The sequence below is a fragment of the Nostoc linckia z4 genome, from assembly GCF_002608075.1.
GTDB lineage: Bacteria > Cyanobacteriota > Cyanobacteriia > Cyanobacteriales > Nostocaceae > Nostoc > Nostoc linckia.
This window is the reverse complement of record NZ_LAHA01000045.1, coordinates 43,828-64,387: the sequence shown is the minus strand read 5'-3', so window position 1 is coordinate 64,387 and position 20,560 is coordinate 43,828. Positions and strand designations below refer to the sequence as shown.

The window sequence follows — 20,560 nt, the reverse complement described above, 5'->3', positions numbered from 1 at the left end:
TTGGGCATTGGGCATTGAGTATTGGGCATTGGGCATTGGGGATGGGAAGAGGACAAGGTAGACAAGGTAGACAAGGTAGCAATCTTTCTCTCCGAAGTTCTGATGGTCGGAAACCTCCGCTCAGACTTCTCTCCTTGTCTCCCTTGTCTCCCCCCTCTCCCATCTCCCCATCCCCCCATCTCCCCATCCCCCCATCTCCCCATCCCCATGCCCCATTTCCCCAGTCCCCAGTCGCTAAAATTATGAGTTTACAAAATTTAGAATTAACAATTGGTTGGTTGTATCCGACGCTGATGAGTACCTATGGCGATCGCGGTAATGTGATTACTATAGAACGTCGCGCTCTGTGGCGGGGATGCAGTGTTAAAGTTTTACCCCTAGACCAAAATGCCACAGCAGATGATATTAAATCTGTAGATGTCATAGTGGGTGGTGGCGCACAAGACCGTCAGCAAGAAATTGTCATGCGTGATTTGCAAGGCGCTAAGGCTGACGCGATGCGCGAGAAAATTGAAAATGGGACACCAGGGGTTTTTACCTGTGGTTCTCCCCAATTGCTGGGACATTATTACGAACCAGGCTTGGGACAACGTATTGATGGCTTGGGAATACTCGATTTAGTTTCTGTACATCCTGGTGAAAATACTAAGCGCTGTATTGGTAATCTAGTCATTGAAGTTACAGCCTCACGTTTGGCGCAAGATTTAGCAGAGATGACGGGTAGTACGCCGTATTTAGTGGGTTTTGAAAATCACGGTGGACGTACCAAACTCGGAAAAGTAGAAGCTTTGGGGCGAGTAGTGTACGGCTTAGGTAATAATGGTGAAGATGGGACAGAGGGAGCGTTTTATCGAAATGCGATCGCTACCTATTCTCACGGCCCTTTGTTACCTAAAAATCCCTTCGTGGCTGATTGGTTGATTCAAACTGCATTGCGGCTAAAGTATCAACAGGCAATTACTCTAAAACCATTAGACGATAGTCTTGCTGTCCAAGGACGAGAAGCAATGTTTCAGCGATTAAAGGTTACATTACCAACTCGCACGACAACACAAGTTTAAGGAACTTCCAAGTAAAAAAATATTCCACAGAAGACTGTTAACTGTTCACTGTTGACAGTCAACAGTGAACAGTCAACGACCTAAATAGGAACAATTTATTTTTTAGAGTTCCCTAAGTTTTCGCTATTTGCTGAATGTTCTTTCTGACTCAGTGTATAAAAAACTTGCCAATTTGGCTGCATGATTGTCATGGTCTTTGGTAAAGTATAAAAGTCAATTACTTGTGGGCTATATTTACCGAGGTTTACTATACTTTTAAGTACATTCAGCTAAGTTTGCTCTACTCAATGAACAAGAAAATTGCTGATGTAATCGCTACAGCAGCAATCAACAGAATGATGAGTTTTGGTTAATTTCCCTCGTCCCTCTAGACGAGGTATTTTTTATCTGAGGAAATCGTTGTTGCTGTCAAACAGAATATTTTGATAAGTAGGTCAACTTAATTAAACATAAAACAATGATAGTAACGCACCTCAATTGCTATAGTACAGTCTACAGAGGTGCGTTAGCCTACGGCATAACACACCCTACATTTATTGACATCTACGTATGACGTTTTTTTAGGTTGAGCTACTTACCAATTCTCCAAAAGCTAGATTTTGCTCAAGTTTGTGAATACGTGAATTTTGAATTTTTGAATCATCGAGCAGAATTTATACTAATTAACCCAATGATGATTAAGACAATGGAAATGAGTTTGCTTAATGTCGCAGATTCATGAAACCAAATTATACCAATCATAGCGACTGTGATTGTTCCCAATCCAGCCCAAACAGAATAAGCCACGCTAACTTCAAGTTTTTTGAGAGCCAGAGTCAAAAAAGTAAAAGAAAATCCATAACAAATAAATATAAATACTGAAGGGACTATTTTAGTAAATCCTTCTGATAATTTCATGCAAGTTGTACCTGAAACTTCAAAAAGAATTGCTGCAATGAGGTAAATCCAACTTATTGACATATCTGTTGTAAGCAGTTGGTTATTAGGCTTTTATTATCTCTAGAAAAATTCAAAAATTCAATCCAAAGATATTTTTTATTCGCAAGCCCATTAACTCAATTATAGTGTATTTTAATACTAATCTTAGATTTTAAATGAAAGTATTTTGAATTAAAAGCCTTGACTACAAAGCTCTTCCCAAAATTTCAAACAATACCTCGCATCACAATTTTGTATAATAAAAAAAATTATCAAGCCAAAATTTAAAATCTAAAATAATTATGTAAATACACTATATGTCATGTATCCTATACTCCAAGATTTATTTTCTACTCGCCTTGAGATTTACTTTATAAATAGTCTCTAACCAAGGACTGGGTTCAATTTTGCGGGTTTTGGAAGGACATCTAATTATTATTTGATAATCTAGTCGCATAAATGCCTGTTGGTATGGCTGACATTGGGATTATTCTGTAAATAACCACGCACGCGCTCACAATTACGTGCCAGTAAGCGATCGAGACCGGAATACCACAAATCGTCAGTCAAATTCCACAAAATTATCGTTTTATCATCACTAGTGGTCTGTCCCATTAATTTTGCGGGGTTAATAAACGAACCGCAAAGGACGCAAAGAGCGCAAAGAAAGAAAAATTAAGAATGAGTTTACCCATCAGAACTAATGGGACAGAGCACTAGTCCAGCTTCAAAGTTAACTCCTAATTTTACAGCAGGCTTTTCAATTATTTGGGAAAGTTCTTCGCGATTCATGCTTCCCAGCTTGATATCGCCCATTTGCAACATATCTGCAAATGGGCGATATGAGAGCGCATTCCCCAAAAAATCAGCCCGCATAGTTGCAACTAACACAGTGGAAGGTGGGGATTTATTTGTAGGAGATTGAAAGCTAGTTAATAATTTATCCAGGAAACTACGGCGGATCTCCTCATCACCACAGAGTGTATAAAGTTCCTCAAACTGATCGGCAATTAGCAGTACTCGATCGTTGGGGTGTTGTTGTTGAATCTGGACAAAAATATCAGACACAGGAAGATCGTCACGAAAATAGCCAGCTAATTTACGTGCGCGAGCTATCCGGTCAGTAACATCAAGGTTTGGCTCGTAAAGGGGAACAAGTGCCAAAGACAATGCATGGAAAGGATCTGAACCTGGACGGAAATGAGTAAATTTCCAATGACCTTCTTTTTGCAATTGGGGTACTAGTCCGGCAAATACTACTGAAGATTTGCCACTCCCTGATGCACCGAGTACAGGAATAAAGCTACGGATTTGAGTTGCCCTAAAAAGTTCTGCAACAAACACATCACGTCCAAAGAAAAACTCAGCGTCCTCTGGATTAAAGTGAAACAGCCCACGATAAGGACATGGGAGATTATCATCAACAGAAATATCAGCAGGCTGAACACATAAAAAATTATTACTGCTAATACTTGAATAAGTCAAAAAAATCTATGTTTCTAGTAATTTATTGAAAAAATTACTAAAAAATTTAACCAGAGCAAAAATCAGGATCTGGAATTAAAGTTCCTATCGCAAATGACAGCGCAAGGAAGTCTGGGAAAAATTCAACCATACACTGCGGGGCCAAGTTCGTACAAAACTAGGCAAATCAACACAACCAACAGCGCACGCCGCAGACAGTCAGTCGGTCAAGACTGACCAAAAAAAGGGTAAGTGCACGGTTTTGACGGGGTAAAAAGGTAAAAGGAAGAAAGCGGCAGACTCTAGTTGATAGTATGGGACTGTCGTTGAAAGTTATTGTCAGTGAAGTGAATCTGCCCAAACGGGTACTTGCTGCCTACGCATTAATGGAACTGCTAGAAGAGCGCCCTGATTTATTGGAAAAAGTAGAAGTTTTATGGGTTGATTCCGGTTATGACGGTATAAATTTCCGCTTTCAGCTTGATTGATGATTCAAGCTCATGTTCAAGTCATACTGCGTACTGAGCAAGAATTTCGGGTTTTGCCAAAACACCGGGTAGTAGAAAGAACATTTGCTGGTTGAACCAATACCACCGTCTCAACAAGGATTATCAACGTCTCTCAAAAATGAATGAAGCAGCCATATATGCTGTTATGACTCGTATTATGCTGCGTTGTCTTGTATTCTAAAGATTTACTTTATAAATAATCTCTTACAAATGACAAATGACGATTATTGCTAGTTAGATTTATTTGTATCGCTGTACTTAGCTCAGTACTTAAGATTTGAGGTGCGTTAGAAACAATGTCCCTAACGCACCCTAAAAACTTGCTCTTGATTATCCAGATTTGTTAAGTTAACTGTTTAGCGCTTCTTCTTGATGGGTTTCGATGACGCAATCAGAAGTGGGATAAGCAACGCAGGTAAGAACCCATCCTGCATCCATTTGATCGTTGTCCAAGAAGTTCTGATCTGACTGGTCAATTGTACCTGAAATCAGCTTGCCGACGCAGGTAGAGCAAGAACCAGCGTTGCAGGAGTAGGGTAAGTCAAGATTGTATTCTTCGTTAGCAATCTCTAGGATGTACTCATCATCAGGAACTTCAATTGTGTGTTCGCCATCTGGGGTCTTTAATGTGACGTTGTAAGTTGCCATGTAAAAATCCCTAACTAAATATAAACTCCATTTTCGATACTACGGGTTTATGTGCAGCTAGTCTAGAGTTAATTCTGGTTGAATGTTCTAAATTCAAGAATCGGCTGGTGGAGCTAGTTTACATCTACCAAAAGGTGGGTAGAAAAATCACCGAAAGACGACAAGGAAGCCCATTGCTTCTGGCGATGGGAGGAATTGTCATACCAAGTCATTAGACCTCTTGCAATCAATTGCTTTTTGGACTCTTGTGGTCAAAGGGATACATCTTTATTGGGGAAAGGGAAAATACCAAACCTTTCCCCCTTTGCCCTTCCCCTTTTCCCGACTTATGCAAGAAGTCTATTTTAGTCATTAGTCAGTGGTCATTAGTCATTAGTATTACTAAATACCATAAATTAAATATAACTACTAATGACTCGAAATCCTCACCAGGTAAAGCCGGGGGATGAGTTAAACAACAAAAAATCTGGCGATCGCTTCAGCAAATCCCGCAAATGAACTATAATCTGTGGACACGATAGAAACTTCAACTCCCAATTTTTCTGCATTGGCTGTTGTGTAGGGGCCAAAGCAGGCGATGGTACAATCTCTGTAATCCCTTGGAGAGTTGACCATTCTTAAAAAACTTTCTATTTCTGCTGTGCTACTAAAAGCAATAACATCGATTTTTCCTTGACGAATCAAGTCTAATTCTATACTGTAAATATTTTTATCTATACTTCGCGTCATATATGTAGGTACGCGAGTTACATTGATGCCCAAATTTTCTAAGTCTGTAATTAAATTGGGTATAACATTAGGTTCGGGCAAATCCACAACTTCTGGAGCCGGCACTAGCAGTTTTTTTTCGTGAATTTGACTCATTTTTCTTAATTCAGCAACTATTCCGGTTGGACTTGATTCCTTGGGAATTAAATCTACCTTGCCGCTAAAGGAGAATAAGCTTTCTGAATCTTTTCCTAATGCACATAATTGGCAATTTTCTAACACAGATATAGAAATTTTTAAATCATTCATGCGGTGAAAAAATGCAATAATTCCATTTCTGCTTGTGAAGATAATCCAATCAAATTCTTTTATGCGATTTAAAGCGTTGTCTAACTGAGTATAGTTTGACAAATAACAGGTTTCGATAGTAGGCATCAAAACAGGTAAACCACCTTTTTTGATGATTTCTTCAGACAACCTATAAGCATAATTTCTCGGTGCTGTAACTAAAATTCTCTTGTTATGTAGAGGTAATTCACTACATGGAGTAAGCAAGTTAATTTTTGTGGCTTCGATGTGCATTGGTGAACTTTGTCCATAATATTTTGAAACGGCTACACAGACGAAACCCGCCTACGCGGATTATTATATGAAGTCCACGTAGGTGGACTTTGTTTGTGTAGTAGCGAATTCTATTCGCCCAATGGGTTCTAAATTTCTCATGAATGATTTAGGATTGCTATACCTTTTCAGCCTACGCTATAAAATCACGTCCAGCTGCCTATTTCCGCATCAGTCAAAGGTTTCTCTAATTTGGTATATTCTGTCTGGGCAGCCCGCAATACGTGTTTCATCTGCACGGGTTCGCCGGCATCGGCGGCGAGAAAAGCTGCATTTAAGGCTATATTGCGGATATTACCGCCAGCCACATTGAGCCGTGCCAGTTGCATTGCATCTAAGTCTGCGGTTGGTGTGTTGGGTGGAAAGACGCGTCGCCAAATCTCGGCTCGTTGTGCGGTGTCGGGGAAGGGGAATTGCACCACGAAACGAATCCGCCGTAGGAAGGCTGTATCAATTGCACTTTTGAGGTTAGTCGTCAGAACTGCTAAGCCTGGGTAGCTTTCCATACGTTGCAATAAGTAGCTGACTTCGATGTTGGCGTAGCGATCGCGTGCATCTTTAACTTCACTACGTTTACCAAACAAAGCGTCAGCTTCATCAAATAACAAAATTACTCCACCTTGTTCGGCAGCATCAAACACCCGTCGCAGATTCTTTTCTGTTTCGCCAATGTATTTACTGACTACCGATGACAAGTCAATGCGATACAAATCTAAGCGCAATCTATGTGCTAGCACTTCTGCCCCCAAGGTTTTACCTGTGCCGCTACTACCTGCAAATAAGGCGCTGATTCCCAATCCCCGCCCTCCTTTGCCAGCAAACCCCCAATTGTGATATACAGTACTCCGTTGCCGCACGTGGGCAGCAATTTCACGGAGTATTTGTTTCTGGGGTTCTGGTAATATCAAATCGTCCCAATCTCCAGACGGCTCGATTCGTTGGGCGAGTTCATCCAGGCGCGGCCGTGCTTGTATGCGGCAAGCATCCCATAAAATATCGCCAATATCGGTTTCTGGTTTTTGTGCTAGTTGCCCTGCGGCTTCTGCACAGGCGGCGCGGATAGTTGCAGCACTCAAATTAAACTGATCCACCAAGGCTTTCACTTGCCCGTTCATTTGTGGTGCAATCCCCGCTAATGCATCTTGCCAAACTCCACCTTGTTCTTTGATTGTTGGTTGATGTACGTCAAAACTAACTACTAAGCCCTGTGTGAGGCGCATTCGTTCCCGACTGGTAACGATTAAAAAGCCGTTGACGCGTTCGATGAAGTGAGCGATGGCCTGGAGTCGTGCTGTATCATTGCTATCGAGTTCGTTGCAATCTAGGAGTAAAGCACACCTACTCAAAATTGTCTCGCGAGTCCACAACCGAATTAGATTGTCCAATTCACTCGGTGCTTGGGGAATGAGTTGTGTGGGCATTATCCACAAACTCAAACCCTGGAGTTGACAAATTCTAGCGGCGATCGCGCGTTTACTACTATTTTCCGCACCACATAATTGTACAATTGGCAAGCTATTTATTTTATGAGCTTGCGACCATACAGCTGCAACCCGGTTTGCCAGTTCTTCGTGAGACGGTACTAAATCGCCGACTTCTGGTAATGGTTCAATGATGCCAGCTAAGCGTTCGTCAAGGTATTGGATGCCCGTGAGGTAATGCAAAATCCGCTCGTCGATTCTCAAGGGACTGAGGGTGAGGGCGTGGGCATCACCAATTTGAATTAACCGCCAGTGGCGTAGGGGAGCATTTGGGGCGATGGCATCCCAGTGGACGTGGGGTAAAGTTGCTAAAGCTAAACTTAAGGTTGGGTAGGCTCGCTGGGAATCGCCGTGTACTTTAGCACACAATTTGCCAAGATCTCCATTCAATTCCATACCTGCACACAACAACAGCAAATTGCTCTCAAAGGATGAGAGTCTAAACATGTTGCAGATTCTATCCAATGCCGATGGTGCAGGCATAGCAGCAGCAGCTTCTTGGAGTGCTTGCTGTAAATTGTCGTAGTTTTTTGCTTCAGATTGATTTTGCGAACTGGCAATATGATTTTCTAAAATCCCCCGGACTACGGCTAGGGCTGCTGATAGGTAGCGGTAGTTTGCCCGATCCCAATCGATAGTTGTAGCGTTCATGAAATTGTTACCTGTGGCGAATCATATTCTCCAGATTGGTTTTTGTGCAATGGACTTTCTGCGCCATCTACCCGCACCCGCACAATATAAGTTCCTGGCTTGATATTTTTCACAGGAATAGTAATTGCATCAGTATCTTCACTGCGGGATGGAACCAAGAAAGAGTAAGCTACCAAACTTTGGGCTGACACATCACTGAGGAGCAAAACTATACGCTGTGCTTTGCCGACTTTGGGATGGAATTTAACGGTAATTTCTGCTGAACGTAAATTCTCACCGATGTTTTCCACTCCAGCAACGAAGGCCGTAATTGTGGGATGGAGGACAAAAGCTGCAACGTTTGATTCAACTATCCCTTCTGTTTGTCCGATGTTGCCCATTGGCAAATGTACCACTTGGATACTTTGCACGCTTGGGTATAAATCTACTGGTACTAACAAGCTGATTTGCGTTTCCTTTACATCTTGAGGAACTAGTAATGTCTCAGTGTTACTCAATCGAATTCTGGTGATATCACCGCGTAACCGCTTTCCACGAATCATTAATGTTGTGCCAGCAACAATCATTTGCTGATGTTCGGTTTTTTCCAGAGGTATTACTTGCTCGATATTCGGTTGAGACAAGGGCATCATGTAGAAGCCTTCAAGGTCATCAGATTTGCTACTCTCAATCAATACCATTGATGCTAGATAGGTAGCTGAAGGTCGATAGTGAGTTTGTAAAGCAGACCATAACTTAGAAGTTTCTTCCATATTGAAAAACTCTGGAGTGAGTTTGATTTGCCCAATTGCTTGTGCTAAATCAGATACAGACACCCCAGCCACAGCTTGGGAAAAAGCTGTGGAAGTATTAGTTGCGGTTGCATTGATTAAAGTATTTTCAATAATATCCGTTGTAATACATGGTGTTTTGTGTAACAAATGCATTGCATAGCCTAGTAAAAGCTCTGCCTGAAAATCCTTGGCTCCGTAGGCTGTTAATAAATAGTGGAGATCGAGAGCTAATGGAGGAGTCGTAGAAGGCAAATTTCCATTTAGACGCGAGTGCCTGCTGCGAAATTCCTGGGATACCCAATCGACATTGCGATTCTGCGTCACTTGATAGAGAAAGAGGTTGAGTTGAGCGCGTTCGTCAGCTTCAACTGAAATGCGATCGGGCGGTAGGGCAGTTACAATGACATCACCAACACTAGCAGCGATGGGATCGCTGACTAAACCGTTTTCCAGCAAAACTTTTAGTACTGCTGTCACTGCGGCTATAGAGAGTACCTTACTCATCCTCGTTCCTCATGGCAATAGCACATTTTAATCATGTACGCCAGGACACATTCACAGGATATATTTTGCAAAACTTTAAATATTTAAGGACTGGGAACTGGAGACTGGGAACTGGGTACTATGAATATACTTCCAATTGGCGATCGCTAATTCCCGATCCTCGTCACTTATTTTTCGTCCGTAGCTCAGTGTTTCTCAGGAACTAATTTTAGCTAGGGCATGTCATAGGCTTGAGCATTTTATCAAAATATTCCTATTATTTTAAGTTTTTAATATGCTAGGCTGAGTATAATTAGATAAGAGTGAGTAATATAAATTACTAAGATTTTACATAATCAACATCAAACAAGCAAAAAATTTGTAATACTGTAAGAAATGAGGAGCCTAGTCAAGATACTTTGTTCCCAATCTCTGAATTATTACGTAATACTGTAGAATTGCTATTTGATTTTTGAAAAAATTCCGTACTACTGGCACAGCCTGGTTCCTGATTTCCTGCTTCCTATGCCTACCTCAGCTGTAGGAGTTCAAAAATCAAAATCGATTGCTATAGTCCTATCTTGAATTAAACTTAACACCTTCAAATAACTTTAGGATGGGTTCCCCCTGATGAAATCCCCACCTTCTTCAAATTCTTGGAATGGTCGCTTCGTAGGTGATAACCAGCGGTATCGTTTAGACCGACGGTTAGGCGGTGGTGGCATGGGAGAAGTCTTCCTGGCAACGGACACCCGTGTAGGTCAGCAGGTAGCGTTGAAGTTGCTCAAAGATACCCTGGTGGCTTCACAAGAAATGAGAAAGCGTTTTGAGCGTGAAGTAGCTGTGTGTGCAGCCCTGCAAAGCGACCACATAGTAAAAATTAGTGATTGTGGAATTACTCCAGAAGGTTTTCCATTTTACGTAATGGAATATTTACGGGGACAAACCCTCAGACAATTATTGCTGCGGGAAAAGCGCTTACCTGTGGAGCGCACTGTAAAAATTATGGCGCAAGCTTGCAAAGGTCTCCAACTGGCCCATAAAGGAGTAACTCTGCAACGAGAAGCAGGAAAAACCGCCGAGCATATTCAAGTAATTCATCGCGACCTGAAACCAGATAACATATTTTTGGTACCTACGGATTTGGGAGAGTGGGTAAAAATTTTAGATTTTGGGGTTGCCAAAATCCGTAGCGATTCTTCGGAAAATACTGGTATTACAAATATTACTAGTACATTTATTGGTACTTTTCGCTATGCGCCCCCCGAACAAATCCAAAGTGATAAAAATTTGGATGCTAGGGGTGATATTTACAGCTTGGGGATTATCCTTTATGAAATGCTGAGTGCAGCCGATCCATTTGGGATTAGTATCAAGGGTAATCAAATCAGCGAAGCTTCTTGGGTATTAGCTCATGCTTACGAGCCACCGAAACCATTGCGGGAGCAACCAGGCTGCGAGAATTTGCCCGAACAATTGGAAGCGGTGGTGATGAAATGCCTGCACAAAAATCCAGCTAACCGATTTGCCAGTGTAGAAGAACTCGATCGCTCTTTGCAAGCTGCTGCCAAATTTGCCACCGACATTCACAGCGTACCAGGACGGGCTATTGTGCAGCCGCCACGACCTCTCCACAACCAAGCTTCAAATCACGAAACAGTATCAAACGACGATACGATTCTTCGTCCTCCAGCCCCCTATAATCAAGGCTCAAATCACGAAACAGTATCAAACGACGATACGATTCTTCGCCCTCCAGTCCCCTATAATCAAGGCTCAAATCACGAAACAGTATCGAACGACGATACGATTCTTCGCCCTCCAGCCCCCTATAATCAAGGCTCAAATCACGAAACCATTCCCAGACAATCCAACGACGACACCATTATTCGCCCTCCAGACGCTTATAATCAAGGCTCAAATTACGAAACATTCAACGACGACACAATTATTCGTCCTCCAGACGCCTATCATCAAGGCTCAAATTACGAAACTATTAACAGATCCTTTAACCCAGTGGAGCAAAACCAACCACAGAATTACAATTCTCAACAAACTCCTGTGAATAACCCCAATCCCAGCAAACCGGATGCGACCTTATTTCAACCGCGACCTGCATCCAATCAAGGTGGAGTGCAACTACCACCAGATAAAACCTTATTTCAACCGCGACCTGCATCCAATCAAGGTGGAGTACAACTACCACCAGATAAAACCTTATTTCAACCGCGACCCGTTTCTCATCAAAATACACCGCCACTACCAACAGATAAGACCTTATTTCAACCGCGACCTGTGTCTAATACTAATAGACCAGAACCGTCATTAGATAAAACATTGTATCAACCGCGACCTGTATCTCATCAAAACAAACCGCACGTACCAACCGATGAAACTATTTATCAGCCAAGACTAAATCAGCACTCAGCTACGGGAAATACTCCTAATTTCTTGCGAATCTTGGGAATTATCTTAGCAATTGGACTGACTTTAGGAGTAGTAACCTTTATATATACTCAAATCCAATCTTCTCAAAACTCGACTAACGAGCAAAGTTTGTCGAATAGCGATCGCATCCACAGCTAATATTTGGCTAATGGCATATATAGCAATCCTATTTGAGTTGTGAAAAATATTAATGTTGACTGTTGACTGTTGACTGTTAATAATTCTCACATCTAATATCATGTCCGCATAATTAGTTATGATTTCCACAGCCATTGCACCCCACCCCTTAATTACCTCCCCGGTAGTTCGGGGAGGGGAGACAAAGCGTAGCTTTGTTCATTAGTCAAATCGGATTCCTATATATTTTGATGACATCATCTTGCTTTTTTATTGATTATCAGCTTCGCTATTGTTGACTACAAGATACTTGGTATTTTCTTGGCGTAACTTAGCATCTTCTTCGTTGTAAAAGAATGACAGTAAAACAAACCGCCGTCCGTTGATGACTGGGGTAGCCTCATGGAGTAGCGAACAAGAAAAAATCACTGCTTCTCCAACATTTGGAGTATAAAGCTGGAGTCCATATTCTGGAAACAGCAAATCACCACCTTGATAAGCGCCGGTATTGAGATTTAATGACATAGCAAACCGTCGGTGAGCAGTGCCTTTTGTAGTATTATCGCGATGACGATTAAAAAAGCCTTTATCAGTTGCTTCGTAACAAGATACTAGGTAGCGTTCAAAGCGAGTGATGGTGAATTGAAAAGCCTTTTCAATTTCTGGTTTAACTCGTCGCATAATCAGATAATTGATTTGCTTTAATAATTCAGGTTCAGAAATTAAATAGTCTCGACGTTTTTTAAAATCATAGTCATAAACTCCAACTGTTTTGCCATCGATTTGTCGCATAAAGCCAGACTCTTGACCACCGTCTCCTTCGTATAAATTGATTAAATGCTGGCAAAAACTTCGGTCTAAAACATTTGGTATAAATAAAACAGGTGCTTGTCTAGTTGCGGGAATATTTTCAGCGATCGCAGGTAAAGTTTTGATAAATTCAAACACTTCTTCGCAAGAATTAGTATTAGTAGAAATTGGCAAAACTTTGATAATTCGTAAATTTTCATTTAAAACAAAAATTGTTGGTTTATATTGTAATTCATTGCTTTCTTGATTCCTTGGTTGGCAAACACCATATTGAAAGCTAACTTTCCCTTCAAAATCCCAAATAAATTTGAAATAAGTTTTATTTTCAATTAATTCTGCCAAAAAAGTGTCATTTGGGTCTATGCTGACACCAAAGAAAGGCACTTTGTAGTAAGCAAATTGTTGCTGCCTTTTAGAGAATTCATCAATAATCTGGCGACTATAATTGTTTTTTGAGCTTCCGAAAAAAAACAAAACACTACGGTATCCACCAACCGAGTTAAAGTGAAAATTCGGGTTTGAGGTTGAAGGAAGAATAAACCAGGGAATTGGGTCGCCAACAGTAAGAGGTTGCATAGGATTAAGTAATTTTAGATTTTAGATTTTAGATTTTGGATTGACCTCATGGAGCAATCACAAGATTTGCAAATTTTCGATTAAAAGATTTTCGATGTTATTATGAATGATTAATGACTAAAACCCAAAATTAGTATAAGCAGGCTTTAACTTTTGTAAAAAATTGAGCATTGCTGAAACTACAGCATCTGAAGACTCAATTAAAAAACCATGACCACCACGGTTGATGACTACAAGTTCAGCATTAGGAATACCTTGAGCAAGTTGCTGGGAAAATTTGAGTGGTGTGAGAATATCTTGTTTCCCAACCAAAACTAAGGTGGGACAATGAATTTGTTGTAGGCGGTCTGTTGTATCAAACTCAAGCATGGCTTGGCTGTGATGATAAAGTGAATGAGTTGCAGGTGGGAAGGGATATTTGATGGCAAATTCAATGAGACCTTCTATCATTCCAGGAATTGAATAGAATGTATCTGTAAATATCCAAGGCAAGACGATTTTTTCATAGAGTTTTAAGTCTACATGGTTGAGAAGCTCACCCCAAGTTTTTATGATGCTGTTGAATAATTCATCACCTTTTGCCAAAGATGAAAGTAGCATCAGACTTTGTATTTTTTGAGGGTATGCTAAAACTAGTTCTTGGGCAATTTGACCGCCCATCGAATGACCTGCTAAATGTACCTTATCAATGCCGATATAATCTAACAATGCTGCAATATCATCAGCCATTTGTTTAATATTATATTGACTGTCAGGAGCAGAACTCCGCCCCATACCCCGGTTATCTATGCGAATAACTTGATATTTTGAAACCAAAGACGGAATAATCAGCGACCAATAAGCATGATCGCAAAGAAAGCCAGCTATTAATACTAAAGGTTCCCCCGTTCCTTTAATATCATAAAACAAATCAATTCCGTTAATTTTAATCTTTGGCATAATTAATATTTTTATGAATAGCTGGTAATAAGAAGAAAAAGTAAAAATGTAAAAGACAAAAATAATTATCTGCCTTTTATATTTATGTAAATTACTTTTTTAATTTTTACTTTTTGAGTAGCAATTTCTATGTTTTAAATCGCTCATCCACAGGAATTTGATAGCCATTGGCCAGGCGGTTAGTCATATTGGCAGTGGCAGCGATCGCCATTAATTCCCCAAACATGGTATCATTCATTCCCTTGGCACGTGCCGAGGCTGTATGCGAGGCAATGCAATATTCGCAGCCATTTGTGGCACTCACGGCAATATAAATCAGTTCCCGCATCAGTGGATCGATTTCACCAGGACTAGTCATAACTTCTTTCACCGCTTGCCATGTTCGTTGCAAGGTGGGAGGATGGTTAGCTATGGCTTTCCAGAAATTATTGATATAGTCATTTTGGCGTGTGGCGCGAATATCGTCGTATACTGCACGCACTTCGTCGGTGGCTTGTTCGTACTCAATGAGTTTAGTCATATTTCGATATAATTTAGTTTCCCAATAAGTGAGAACACTTAAATTTTCATATAGAGCATTTTACTAATAATAAAAGACGAGCAATATATAGAATCTTAAATTATTCATTAAAAATATCTGTTGCTTATATAGGACTCCTATTTGATTTTTGAACAAGATTCAGTACACATCTATACCCTTCTTTTCTGTTCCCTGTTCCCTATTCCCTGTTCCCTACCTACGCAGATAATTTCAGGAATCAAATCGGATTACTATACTTCGACTACGCTCAATACAAGTTGGCTACCTACCTACACGATTAACTTTACCAATCAAATAGGATTTGTATATGCCTCAGATTATTGTGGAAGACTTGAAAAAGAGTTTTTTTGTGTCTCAACGTTCCTCTGGATTTTTTGGTTCCGTTAAAGGTCTTGTGCAGCGAAAAACAACAATCGTTCATGCTTTGAAAGGAGTTTCATTCTCTGTTGAACAAGGAGAACTTGTAGGATACATTGGGCCAAATGGAGCGGGAAAATCGACTACTATTAAAATTTTAAGTGGTATTTTAGTACCAACTAGCGGAACATGTATAATCGGCGGGCAAACTCCTTGGAAAGATAGAATCCGCCATGTTAGTCGTATTGGAGTAGTGTTTGGCCAGCGATCGCAACTTTGGTGGGATTTACCAGTAATTGAGTCTTTTGATTTGCTGCGGGATATTTATCGCGTTCCTGATTCAGGATATCGCAAGACACGCCAAGAAATGATTGATTTGCTTGGTCTTGAGAGTTTTCTCTATACTCCCGTGAGACAGTTAAGCCTTGGTCAAAGGATGCGATGTGATTTTGCCGCCGCAATGTTGCACAGACCAGAAATTCTATTTCTCGATGAACCAACTATCGGCCTTGATGCAGTTTCAAAGCTTGCGGTCAGAAAATTTATCAAAACCTTGAATAAAACTCATCAAGTAACTACTATCCTGACTACCCATGATATGGATGATATCGAGGCATTGTGCGATCGCGTCATTATTATTGGTGGCGGTGAGATTCTTTGTGATGGAACTTTGACAGCATTGCGTTCTCAAGTTTCCTCACGTCGATACTTAAGAATAGACCTAATAAATGATGATTTCTTTTTTGAAGAAGAAGGAGTTAGTATCATTTCTAAAGAAGGTCGTACTGTAACTCTGGCTTTCGATCCTACAAAGCTTTCTGCTGCATCTCTTATTAATCAAGTAACTTCAAAAAATGAAGTCGCGGATCTTTTTGTCGAAAATCCACCGATTGAGGAAATAGTTGCTGAACTTTATGCCAAGTCAGGAGGAATTTTATATTAATTTATCATTAGTCATTGGTCATTGGATTACTAGTCAAACATTAAGCCAATTTTACTTCTGAATTCTGAGTTCTGAATTCTGAGTTCTGAATTCTGGCTCCTTATTTACTATTAGTTATGAAAGCATATTGGTCACTATTTATTGCGAGATTTGCGCTGTTGTTGCAATATCGGACAGCTGCATTGGCTGGAGTTGCAACTCAGTTTTTTTGGGGGTTTGTAAAAGTAATGGTTCTAGAGGCATTTTTCACTCATACCACCTCTACTCAACCTATGACTCTTCAAGAGGCTGTGGGATATGTATGGCTGGGACAAGCGTTTTTAATGGCGATCGCTCCTTGGTCAGGCGATCGCGAGATTCAAGATTTAATCCGATCCGGTGCAGTCGGCTACGATTTGCTGCGACCTACAGACCTTTATAATTTCTGGTTTACTCGTGCTTTAGCGCTTCGCACAGCACCCGTTATCTTGCGTGCTATTCCTCTTGTGACTGTAACAATGTTGATTTTTCCACTGATGGGGTTTTCGGAGCGATCGCTTTCTTTTCCACCCTCATTTGCAGCTTTTTTTGCCTTTTTTATCTCCTTTATTGCTGCAATTCTACTTTCATCTGCATTAACAATGCTTCTGACTATATCAATGATGTGGACGCTTTCTGGCGAAGGAGTTAATAATATCCTCCCCACTTTGATTATTATCTTTTCTGGCATGATTGTTCCTTTGCCACTTTTTCCTGAGTGGTTCAAGCCTTTGTTAAATGCACTTCCTTTCTCAGGACTTATGGATCGGCCTTTTCGACTTTTTACTGGTAATCTTCTACCAAACGAAATATTTTATGTATTGTTACATCAATTATTTTGGATATTTATTATAGTTATTCTTGGGCGTTTTCTTGTAAAACAGGGTGTGAAAAAACTTGTAATTCAAGGAGGATAAGACAATTTGAGATTTTGGATTTTGGATTTTGGATTGAATTATTCAAAATCTAATTATAAAAATTTTCAATTATTAGGGTGTGTTGTCACGCAGTGCAACGCACAGTCTTAAAATACTTAGTATTGAGGTGCATTAGACGTTACGCCATAACACACCCTACTGACGTGTCTAGACTAAAATAGTGCATTAGTAAACTCTTGTGGGGTGGGCATCCTGCCCGCCCGGACGGGTGAGGACACCCATCCCACAATAAAATCTATTGCAACATTTTAGCTTTGACACGCTACTACATTTTAAAATTATATTTGCAATGCAAAATTTAAAATTAATATGTTTTTGAATAATTTTTTTCTCTACATTCGATATATCTCAGTATCTTTAAAATCGCAAATGCAGTATAAAGTTTCCTTTTTACTTCAAATTTTAGGACAGTTTTTAGTAACTGTAGTGGAATTTTTTGGCATCTGGGCGCTTTTTACTCGTTTTAATAGTATTGGTACGTGGACTTTGAATGAAGTAGCTCTATTTTATGGAATGGTTAATATTTCTTTTGCCTGTGCTGATGCTTTAGGACGAGGGTTTGATTCATTTGGAAGAATAATTAAAAACGGTGATTTTGACCGTTTACTGCTTCGTCCACGCGCTACAGTGCTGCAACTTCTAGGCACGGAATTTACCTTAAAAAGAATTGGTAGATTTTTTCAAGGATTTGTCGTTACATGGTGGTCGCTGTCAACTCTCCATATTTCTTTTACGATTAAAATTGCGTGGCTTTTAGGCACTTCCTTTATTGGAGCGATCGCACTATTTTTAGGTATAGTTATCGTCCAAGCAACTTTGACATTCTGGACTATTGAATCTTTGGAAATTATGAACATCCTCACTTATGGCGGAGTGGAAACTGCTCAATATCCTTTTGCAATTTATAGCAAGTGGTTTCAAAGATTTTTCACTTACTTCATACCCCTTGCTTGCGTGAGCTATTTTCCTTTGCTTGCAGTTCTAGAAAAACAAGATACATTTTTAGTACCTTTGTGGTTTTGTTACGTCTCTCCAATGGCAGGAATTTTATTTTTGATCGTTACACTTAAAGTTTGGAAATTAGGTGAGCGATACTACTGTTCAACTGGTAGTTAATAGGACTGTATATATAAGAAAAATTTTATTTTTATTTTCAAATAAGCCGTTATCCTAATGTCAACACTCCTGCTGGAAAATCTGCCACTAATCGTTTTGTTCGTAACCAACGTACACCCAAGAGAATGTCTTGCAGTTCATCTCCTCCCAATACTGGAATCAAGAACTCTTTCTCGCCTAAAAGTATAGTTCCTTGATAAAGATTAAACTGTGTGAGTCCCCTCGCTGTCTGCATATCTTCTCTTTGATTATCACCCAACCATCCCAAACTCAGAGCATCTTGGTTATCAATTGCTAACCAACCAGTAAAGCCTGTATCTAATAGTGCTTGAACTGGGATAACATCACCATCAGCCGCAATCAAACTAATTTCAAAAATTAACTCTCCTCTACTATTAAATTCACCGAAAATCATATTCTACCGCAGGCTCCAGTTTCATTGATTCGCATCATAAGACGCATCTTGTCAGAATATCTTTCACGAGCTTTTTGCCTAGCAAGATCTTCATTGGGATCTATAAAATATTCTCCGCTATCAGGTTCTATAACTATGAACCAATCATAGTGTTCTTTAATTAATTGTGGTTGAACTCTATCAAATATTACTCTACAACGCTGATAAAATATCTCATCTTTAGCCTTACGTCGTGTTTTTTCTTCAGGTGATAGTTGACTTTCTGGAAATATTCTTCCTCGACGCGGTGTGTGATTAGAAGATAGTTGTGTCATTTTGTTTACTCTCTGCAAAACAGTTGATTTTTTATATCATTGATTATATACCAAGCAATCGCCATACAATCTCCATGAATAAAAGCACCAAAAAATAAAAGCGATCGCTCCTCGAAAATCAAGAGCGATCGCTACTAATTTATAATGCCAAATATTACTTAAGCAGCAACAGGTTCCAACAATTTGATATCAGAGAAAACAAATTCTTGAATTGACACTTCCCCATTGATTTCGGTGCGAATTTCGCGGCGATTTAAGATGAAATAATCGCCCACTTTTTCGTACTCATCGGTAAATTCGCTTCTACCGCCCTTTTGTTCGCCAGTTTTGGGGTCGTGGTAGACAGAATCATAAGTGTGAGATAAGTAACCTTCGCCAGTGTCGTGGCTGCTGAAGGTGTCAATTGTCACAAAAGTACCGTGGATGAGGCGGTGAACGTGGCACACTTCATTGTTGCGGACTTTGTATTTATCGCCGTCAGCCTTACCACCAACTAAAAGTTCAACTGCACCAGTTTCGTCAGTTTTACCATAGCTAAAGGTATTGGCGCTGTGGGTATCTTCAAAGCTGCGACGGACGCGGTGAATAGCGATTTCCCAAGCTTGGCCGTGAATTGCTTGCTTGGCTGACTCGTCCTCTACGTCCAAAACTTCGGCTTTGAGATTGGCGTTGATAATTACTTTGCCTGTGAAGACCTTATTATCATGCTTATAGGTAATATTTGCAGTGTAACCGGGGAAATTTTTGTCCCAAGTATAGCGGTTCTCATAAGCAGCCCGGAAAAGTTCCTGAGCAGAGAGTTGTGTAACTGTCATGTGCTTCTCCTAGTCGCTACTGTAATTAGCGTTTTAGTATTCTTGGTATTAGCATAGAAGTAATTGTTGAGGCTTGGATAGTCCCCAACTGGGTACACTTATGGTTAATTCTCTTCACGCCGTATTTCATGCGATCGCTAACGTCCAAAACGAGCAAGAATTAAGACTGGCTCTCACGGACAAAATTAGCGACCATTTTGGCGTGCAAAATTGGGGTATCTATCTCCTAGACGAACAACCAACCGCTGAGATTGATATTCCAGCTATTCCAGCAGTCTGCTTAGAAAGCAATCCAGTGGGACGCTACGTGGTTGAGCGTCACGCTCCGGCTCACGAGCAATTATTATTATCTCCAGGAGACTGGAAGCATTTTTGCTCCCGCCACGACCACGAACACGTCATGACCGGGCCAATTGTTTGCGATGGTCGTCTTATCGGAACCCTTAACCTAGCGCGTGACAAGGGAAATCCTCCTTTTAATGGCAATGATTTAGCTGACTTAAGCGCTTTATGCATTCATTTGTCAGCAAAAATGGCAACCCTACGCGCAAAACCAAAAATCTCCAATTCGCTTTTAGCAAGTCCTCTCACACCCCGTGAATTAGAAATTGCCGAATTGGTGGCGCAGGGATTAACAAATGCAGAAATCGGCGAAAGACTCTGGATTACTCAAAATTCCGTCAAGCAAGCCTTGAAGAGAATGTTTCGGAAATTGAAGGTTTCAGCGCGTGCAGAATTGGTGGCAAAACTGCAAGATATATAAGTTTCATCAAGGATACATTTATGAGTCGCCCGCGCATTTTGCAACCTGGTACAAGAGACTTCTTGCAGAAGTCGGGAAAAGGGGAAGGGTAAAAAATCAGTGGCTAAGATGCTTGCGTAGCAAGGAATAGAGC

The 20,560-nt window shown here is 40.4% G+C and carries 19 protein-coding genes and 2 pseudogenes; 7 read left to right on the top strand and 14 right to left on the bottom strand.

Annotated features, from left to right (window positions below; translation table 11 throughout):
• Positions 1 to 203: pseudogene (locus VF06_RS39610) on the bottom strand (hypothetical protein); the annotation flags it as partial.
• Between the two features lie 39 nt (positions 204 to 242).
• Between VF06_RS39610 and VF06_RS27505 the strand changes: the two are divergent.
• On the top strand, positions 243 to 1,061 hold the full coding sequence (locus VF06_RS27505; RefSeq protein ID WP_099069075.1) for a type 1 glutamine amidotransferase: 819 nt from the start codon (positions 243 to 245) through the stop codon (positions 1,059 to 1,061).
• Between the two features lie 639 nt (positions 1,062 to 1,700).
• On the opposite strand, the gene VF06_RS27500 is transcribed toward VF06_RS27505, so the two are convergent.
• The 3 genes from VF06_RS27500 to VF06_RS27495 all read right to left on the bottom strand — a co-directional run bounded on the left by VF06_RS27500 (position 1,701) and on the right by VF06_RS27495 (position 3,464).
• On the bottom strand, positions 1,701 to 2,021 hold the full coding sequence (locus tag VF06_RS27500; protein WP_099069074.1) for a DMT family transporter: 321 nt from the start codon (positions 2,019 to 2,021) through the stop codon (positions 1,701 to 1,703).
• 405 nt (positions 2,022 to 2,426) lie between these two features.
• On the bottom strand, positions 2,427 to 2,594 hold the full coding sequence (locus tag VF06_RS41325) for a hypothetical protein (protein WP_180267377.1): 168 nt from the start codon (positions 2,592 to 2,594) through the stop codon (positions 2,427 to 2,429).
• Positions 2,595 to 2,666: 72 nt separating this feature from the next.
• Entirely contained in the window at positions 2,667 to 3,464 is a 798-nt protein-coding gene (locus VF06_RS27495; protein ID WP_218963837.1) for an nSTAND1 domain-containing NTPase, read from the bottom strand.
• Between the two features lie 97 nt (positions 3,465 to 3,561).
• Between VF06_RS27495 and VF06_RS27490 the strand changes: the two are divergent.
• Positions 3,562 to 4,133 (top strand): annotated as a pseudogene (locus tag VF06_RS27490) (transposase); the annotation flags it as partial.
• 167 nt (positions 4,134 to 4,300) lie between these two features.
• On the opposite strand, the gene VF06_RS27485 reads toward VF06_RS27490, so the two are convergent.
• The 4 genes from VF06_RS27485 to VF06_RS27470 all read right to left on the bottom strand — a co-directional run bounded on the left by VF06_RS27485 (position 4,301) and on the right by VF06_RS27470 (position 9,338).
• A complete protein-coding gene (locus VF06_RS27485) occupies positions 4,301 to 4,600 on the bottom strand; it encodes a ferredoxin (protein WP_099069073.1) in 300 nt (99 codons plus the stop codon).
• Between the two features lie 450 nt (positions 4,601 to 5,050).
• Complete coding sequence (locus VF06_RS27480) at positions 5,051 to 5,890, bottom strand: uroporphyrinogen-III synthase (protein ID WP_099069072.1); 840 nt, start codon at positions 5,888 to 5,890, stop codon at positions 5,051 to 5,053.
• A gap of 185 nt (positions 5,891 to 6,075) precedes the next feature.
• Positions 6,076 to 8,061 (bottom strand): ATP-binding protein, encoded by a 1,986-nt coding sequence (locus VF06_RS27475; RefSeq protein WP_099069071.1) that lies wholly within the window; start codon positions 8,059 to 8,061, stop codon positions 6,076 to 6,078.
• The gene (locus VF06_RS27470) at positions 8,058 to 9,338 is read right to left on the bottom strand and encodes a Pvc16 family protein (protein ID WP_099069070.1); all 1,281 of its coding nucleotides are present in this window, start codon (positions 9,336 to 9,338) and stop codon (positions 8,058 to 8,060) included. Before VF06_RS27470 ends, VF06_RS27475 begins: the two co-directional genes overlap by 4 nt.
• 609 nt (positions 9,339 to 9,947) lie before the next feature.
• Between VF06_RS27470 and VF06_RS27465 the strand changes: the two genes are divergently transcribed.
• Complete coding sequence (locus VF06_RS27465) at positions 9,948 to 11,903, top strand: serine/threonine protein kinase (RefSeq protein WP_099069069.1); 1,956 nt, start codon at positions 9,948 to 9,950, stop codon at positions 11,901 to 11,903.
• 249 nt (positions 11,904 to 12,152) lie between these two features.
• Here VF06_RS27465 and VF06_RS27460 read toward each other — a convergent pair whose 3' ends face one another.
• From VF06_RS27460 to VF06_RS27450, 3 genes are all read right to left on the bottom strand, one after another.
• Positions 12,153 to 13,268 (bottom strand): redoxin domain-containing protein, encoded by a 1,116-nt coding sequence (locus VF06_RS27460; RefSeq protein WP_099069068.1) that lies wholly within the window; start codon positions 13,266 to 13,268, stop codon positions 12,153 to 12,155.
• Positions 13,269 to 13,385: 117 nt separating this feature from the next.
• A complete protein-coding gene (locus VF06_RS27455) occupies positions 13,386 to 14,207 on the bottom strand; it encodes an alpha/beta fold hydrolase (protein WP_099069067.1) in 822 nt (273 codons plus the stop codon).
• 127 nt (positions 14,208 to 14,334) lie between these two features.
• On the bottom strand, positions 14,335 to 14,727 hold the full coding sequence (locus tag VF06_RS27450) for a carboxymuconolactone decarboxylase family protein (RefSeq protein ID WP_099069066.1): 393 nt from the start codon (positions 14,725 to 14,727) through the stop codon (positions 14,335 to 14,337).
• Positions 14,728 to 15,055: 328 nt separating this feature from the next.
• Between VF06_RS27450 and VF06_RS27445 the strand changes: the two genes are divergently transcribed.
• The 3 genes from VF06_RS27445 to VF06_RS27435 all read left to right on the top strand — a co-directional run bounded on the left by VF06_RS27445 (position 15,056) and on the right by VF06_RS27435 (position 18,120).
• Positions 15,056 to 16,048 carry an ABC transporter ATP-binding protein gene (locus VF06_RS27445; protein WP_099069065.1) on the top strand — a complete coding sequence of 331 codons (993 nt, stop codon included), beginning with the start codon at positions 15,056 to 15,058 and terminating at the stop codon, positions 16,046 to 16,048.
• A 116-nt stretch (positions 16,049 to 16,164) separates the two neighbouring features.
• Positions 16,165 to 16,983, top strand: coding sequence for an ABC transporter permease (locus VF06_RS27440; protein WP_099069064.1), 819 nt, complete (start codon positions 16,165 to 16,167; stop codon positions 16,981 to 16,983).
• Positions 16,984 to 17,373: 390 nt separating this feature from the next.
• Positions 17,374 to 18,120, top strand: coding sequence for an ABC transporter permease (locus tag VF06_RS27435; protein ID WP_244918032.1), 747 nt, complete (start codon positions 17,374 to 17,376; stop codon positions 18,118 to 18,120).
• Between the two features lie 49 nt (positions 18,121 to 18,169).
• On the opposite strand, the gene VF06_RS27430 is transcribed toward VF06_RS27435, so the two are convergent.
• The 3 genes from VF06_RS27430 to VF06_RS27420 form a co-directional block, all read right to left on the bottom strand.
• The gene (locus VF06_RS27430) at positions 18,170 to 18,535 is read right to left on the bottom strand and encodes an aspartyl protease (RefSeq protein WP_099069063.1); all 366 of its coding nucleotides are present in this window, start codon (positions 18,533 to 18,535) and stop codon (positions 18,170 to 18,172) included.
• Complete coding sequence (locus VF06_RS27425) at positions 18,532 to 18,849, bottom strand: hypothetical protein (protein ID WP_099069062.1); 318 nt, start codon at positions 18,847 to 18,849, stop codon at positions 18,532 to 18,534. The genes VF06_RS27430 and VF06_RS27425 overlap by 4 nt, the downstream gene beginning before the upstream one ends.
• Positions 18,850 to 19,007: 158 nt before the next feature.
• Positions 19,008 to 19,664 carry a DUF3386 domain-containing protein gene (locus VF06_RS27420; RefSeq protein WP_099069061.1) on the bottom strand — a complete coding sequence of 219 codons (657 nt, stop codon included), beginning with the start codon at positions 19,662 to 19,664 and terminating at the stop codon, positions 19,008 to 19,010.
• Positions 19,665 to 19,764: 100 nt separating this feature from the next.
• Between VF06_RS27420 and VF06_RS27415 the strand changes: the two genes are divergently transcribed.
• On the top strand, positions 19,765 to 20,427 hold the full coding sequence (locus VF06_RS27415) for a LuxR C-terminal-related transcriptional regulator (protein WP_099069060.1): 663 nt from the start codon (positions 19,765 to 19,767) through the stop codon (positions 20,425 to 20,427).
• Positions 20,428 to 20,560 lie beyond the last annotated feature (133 nt).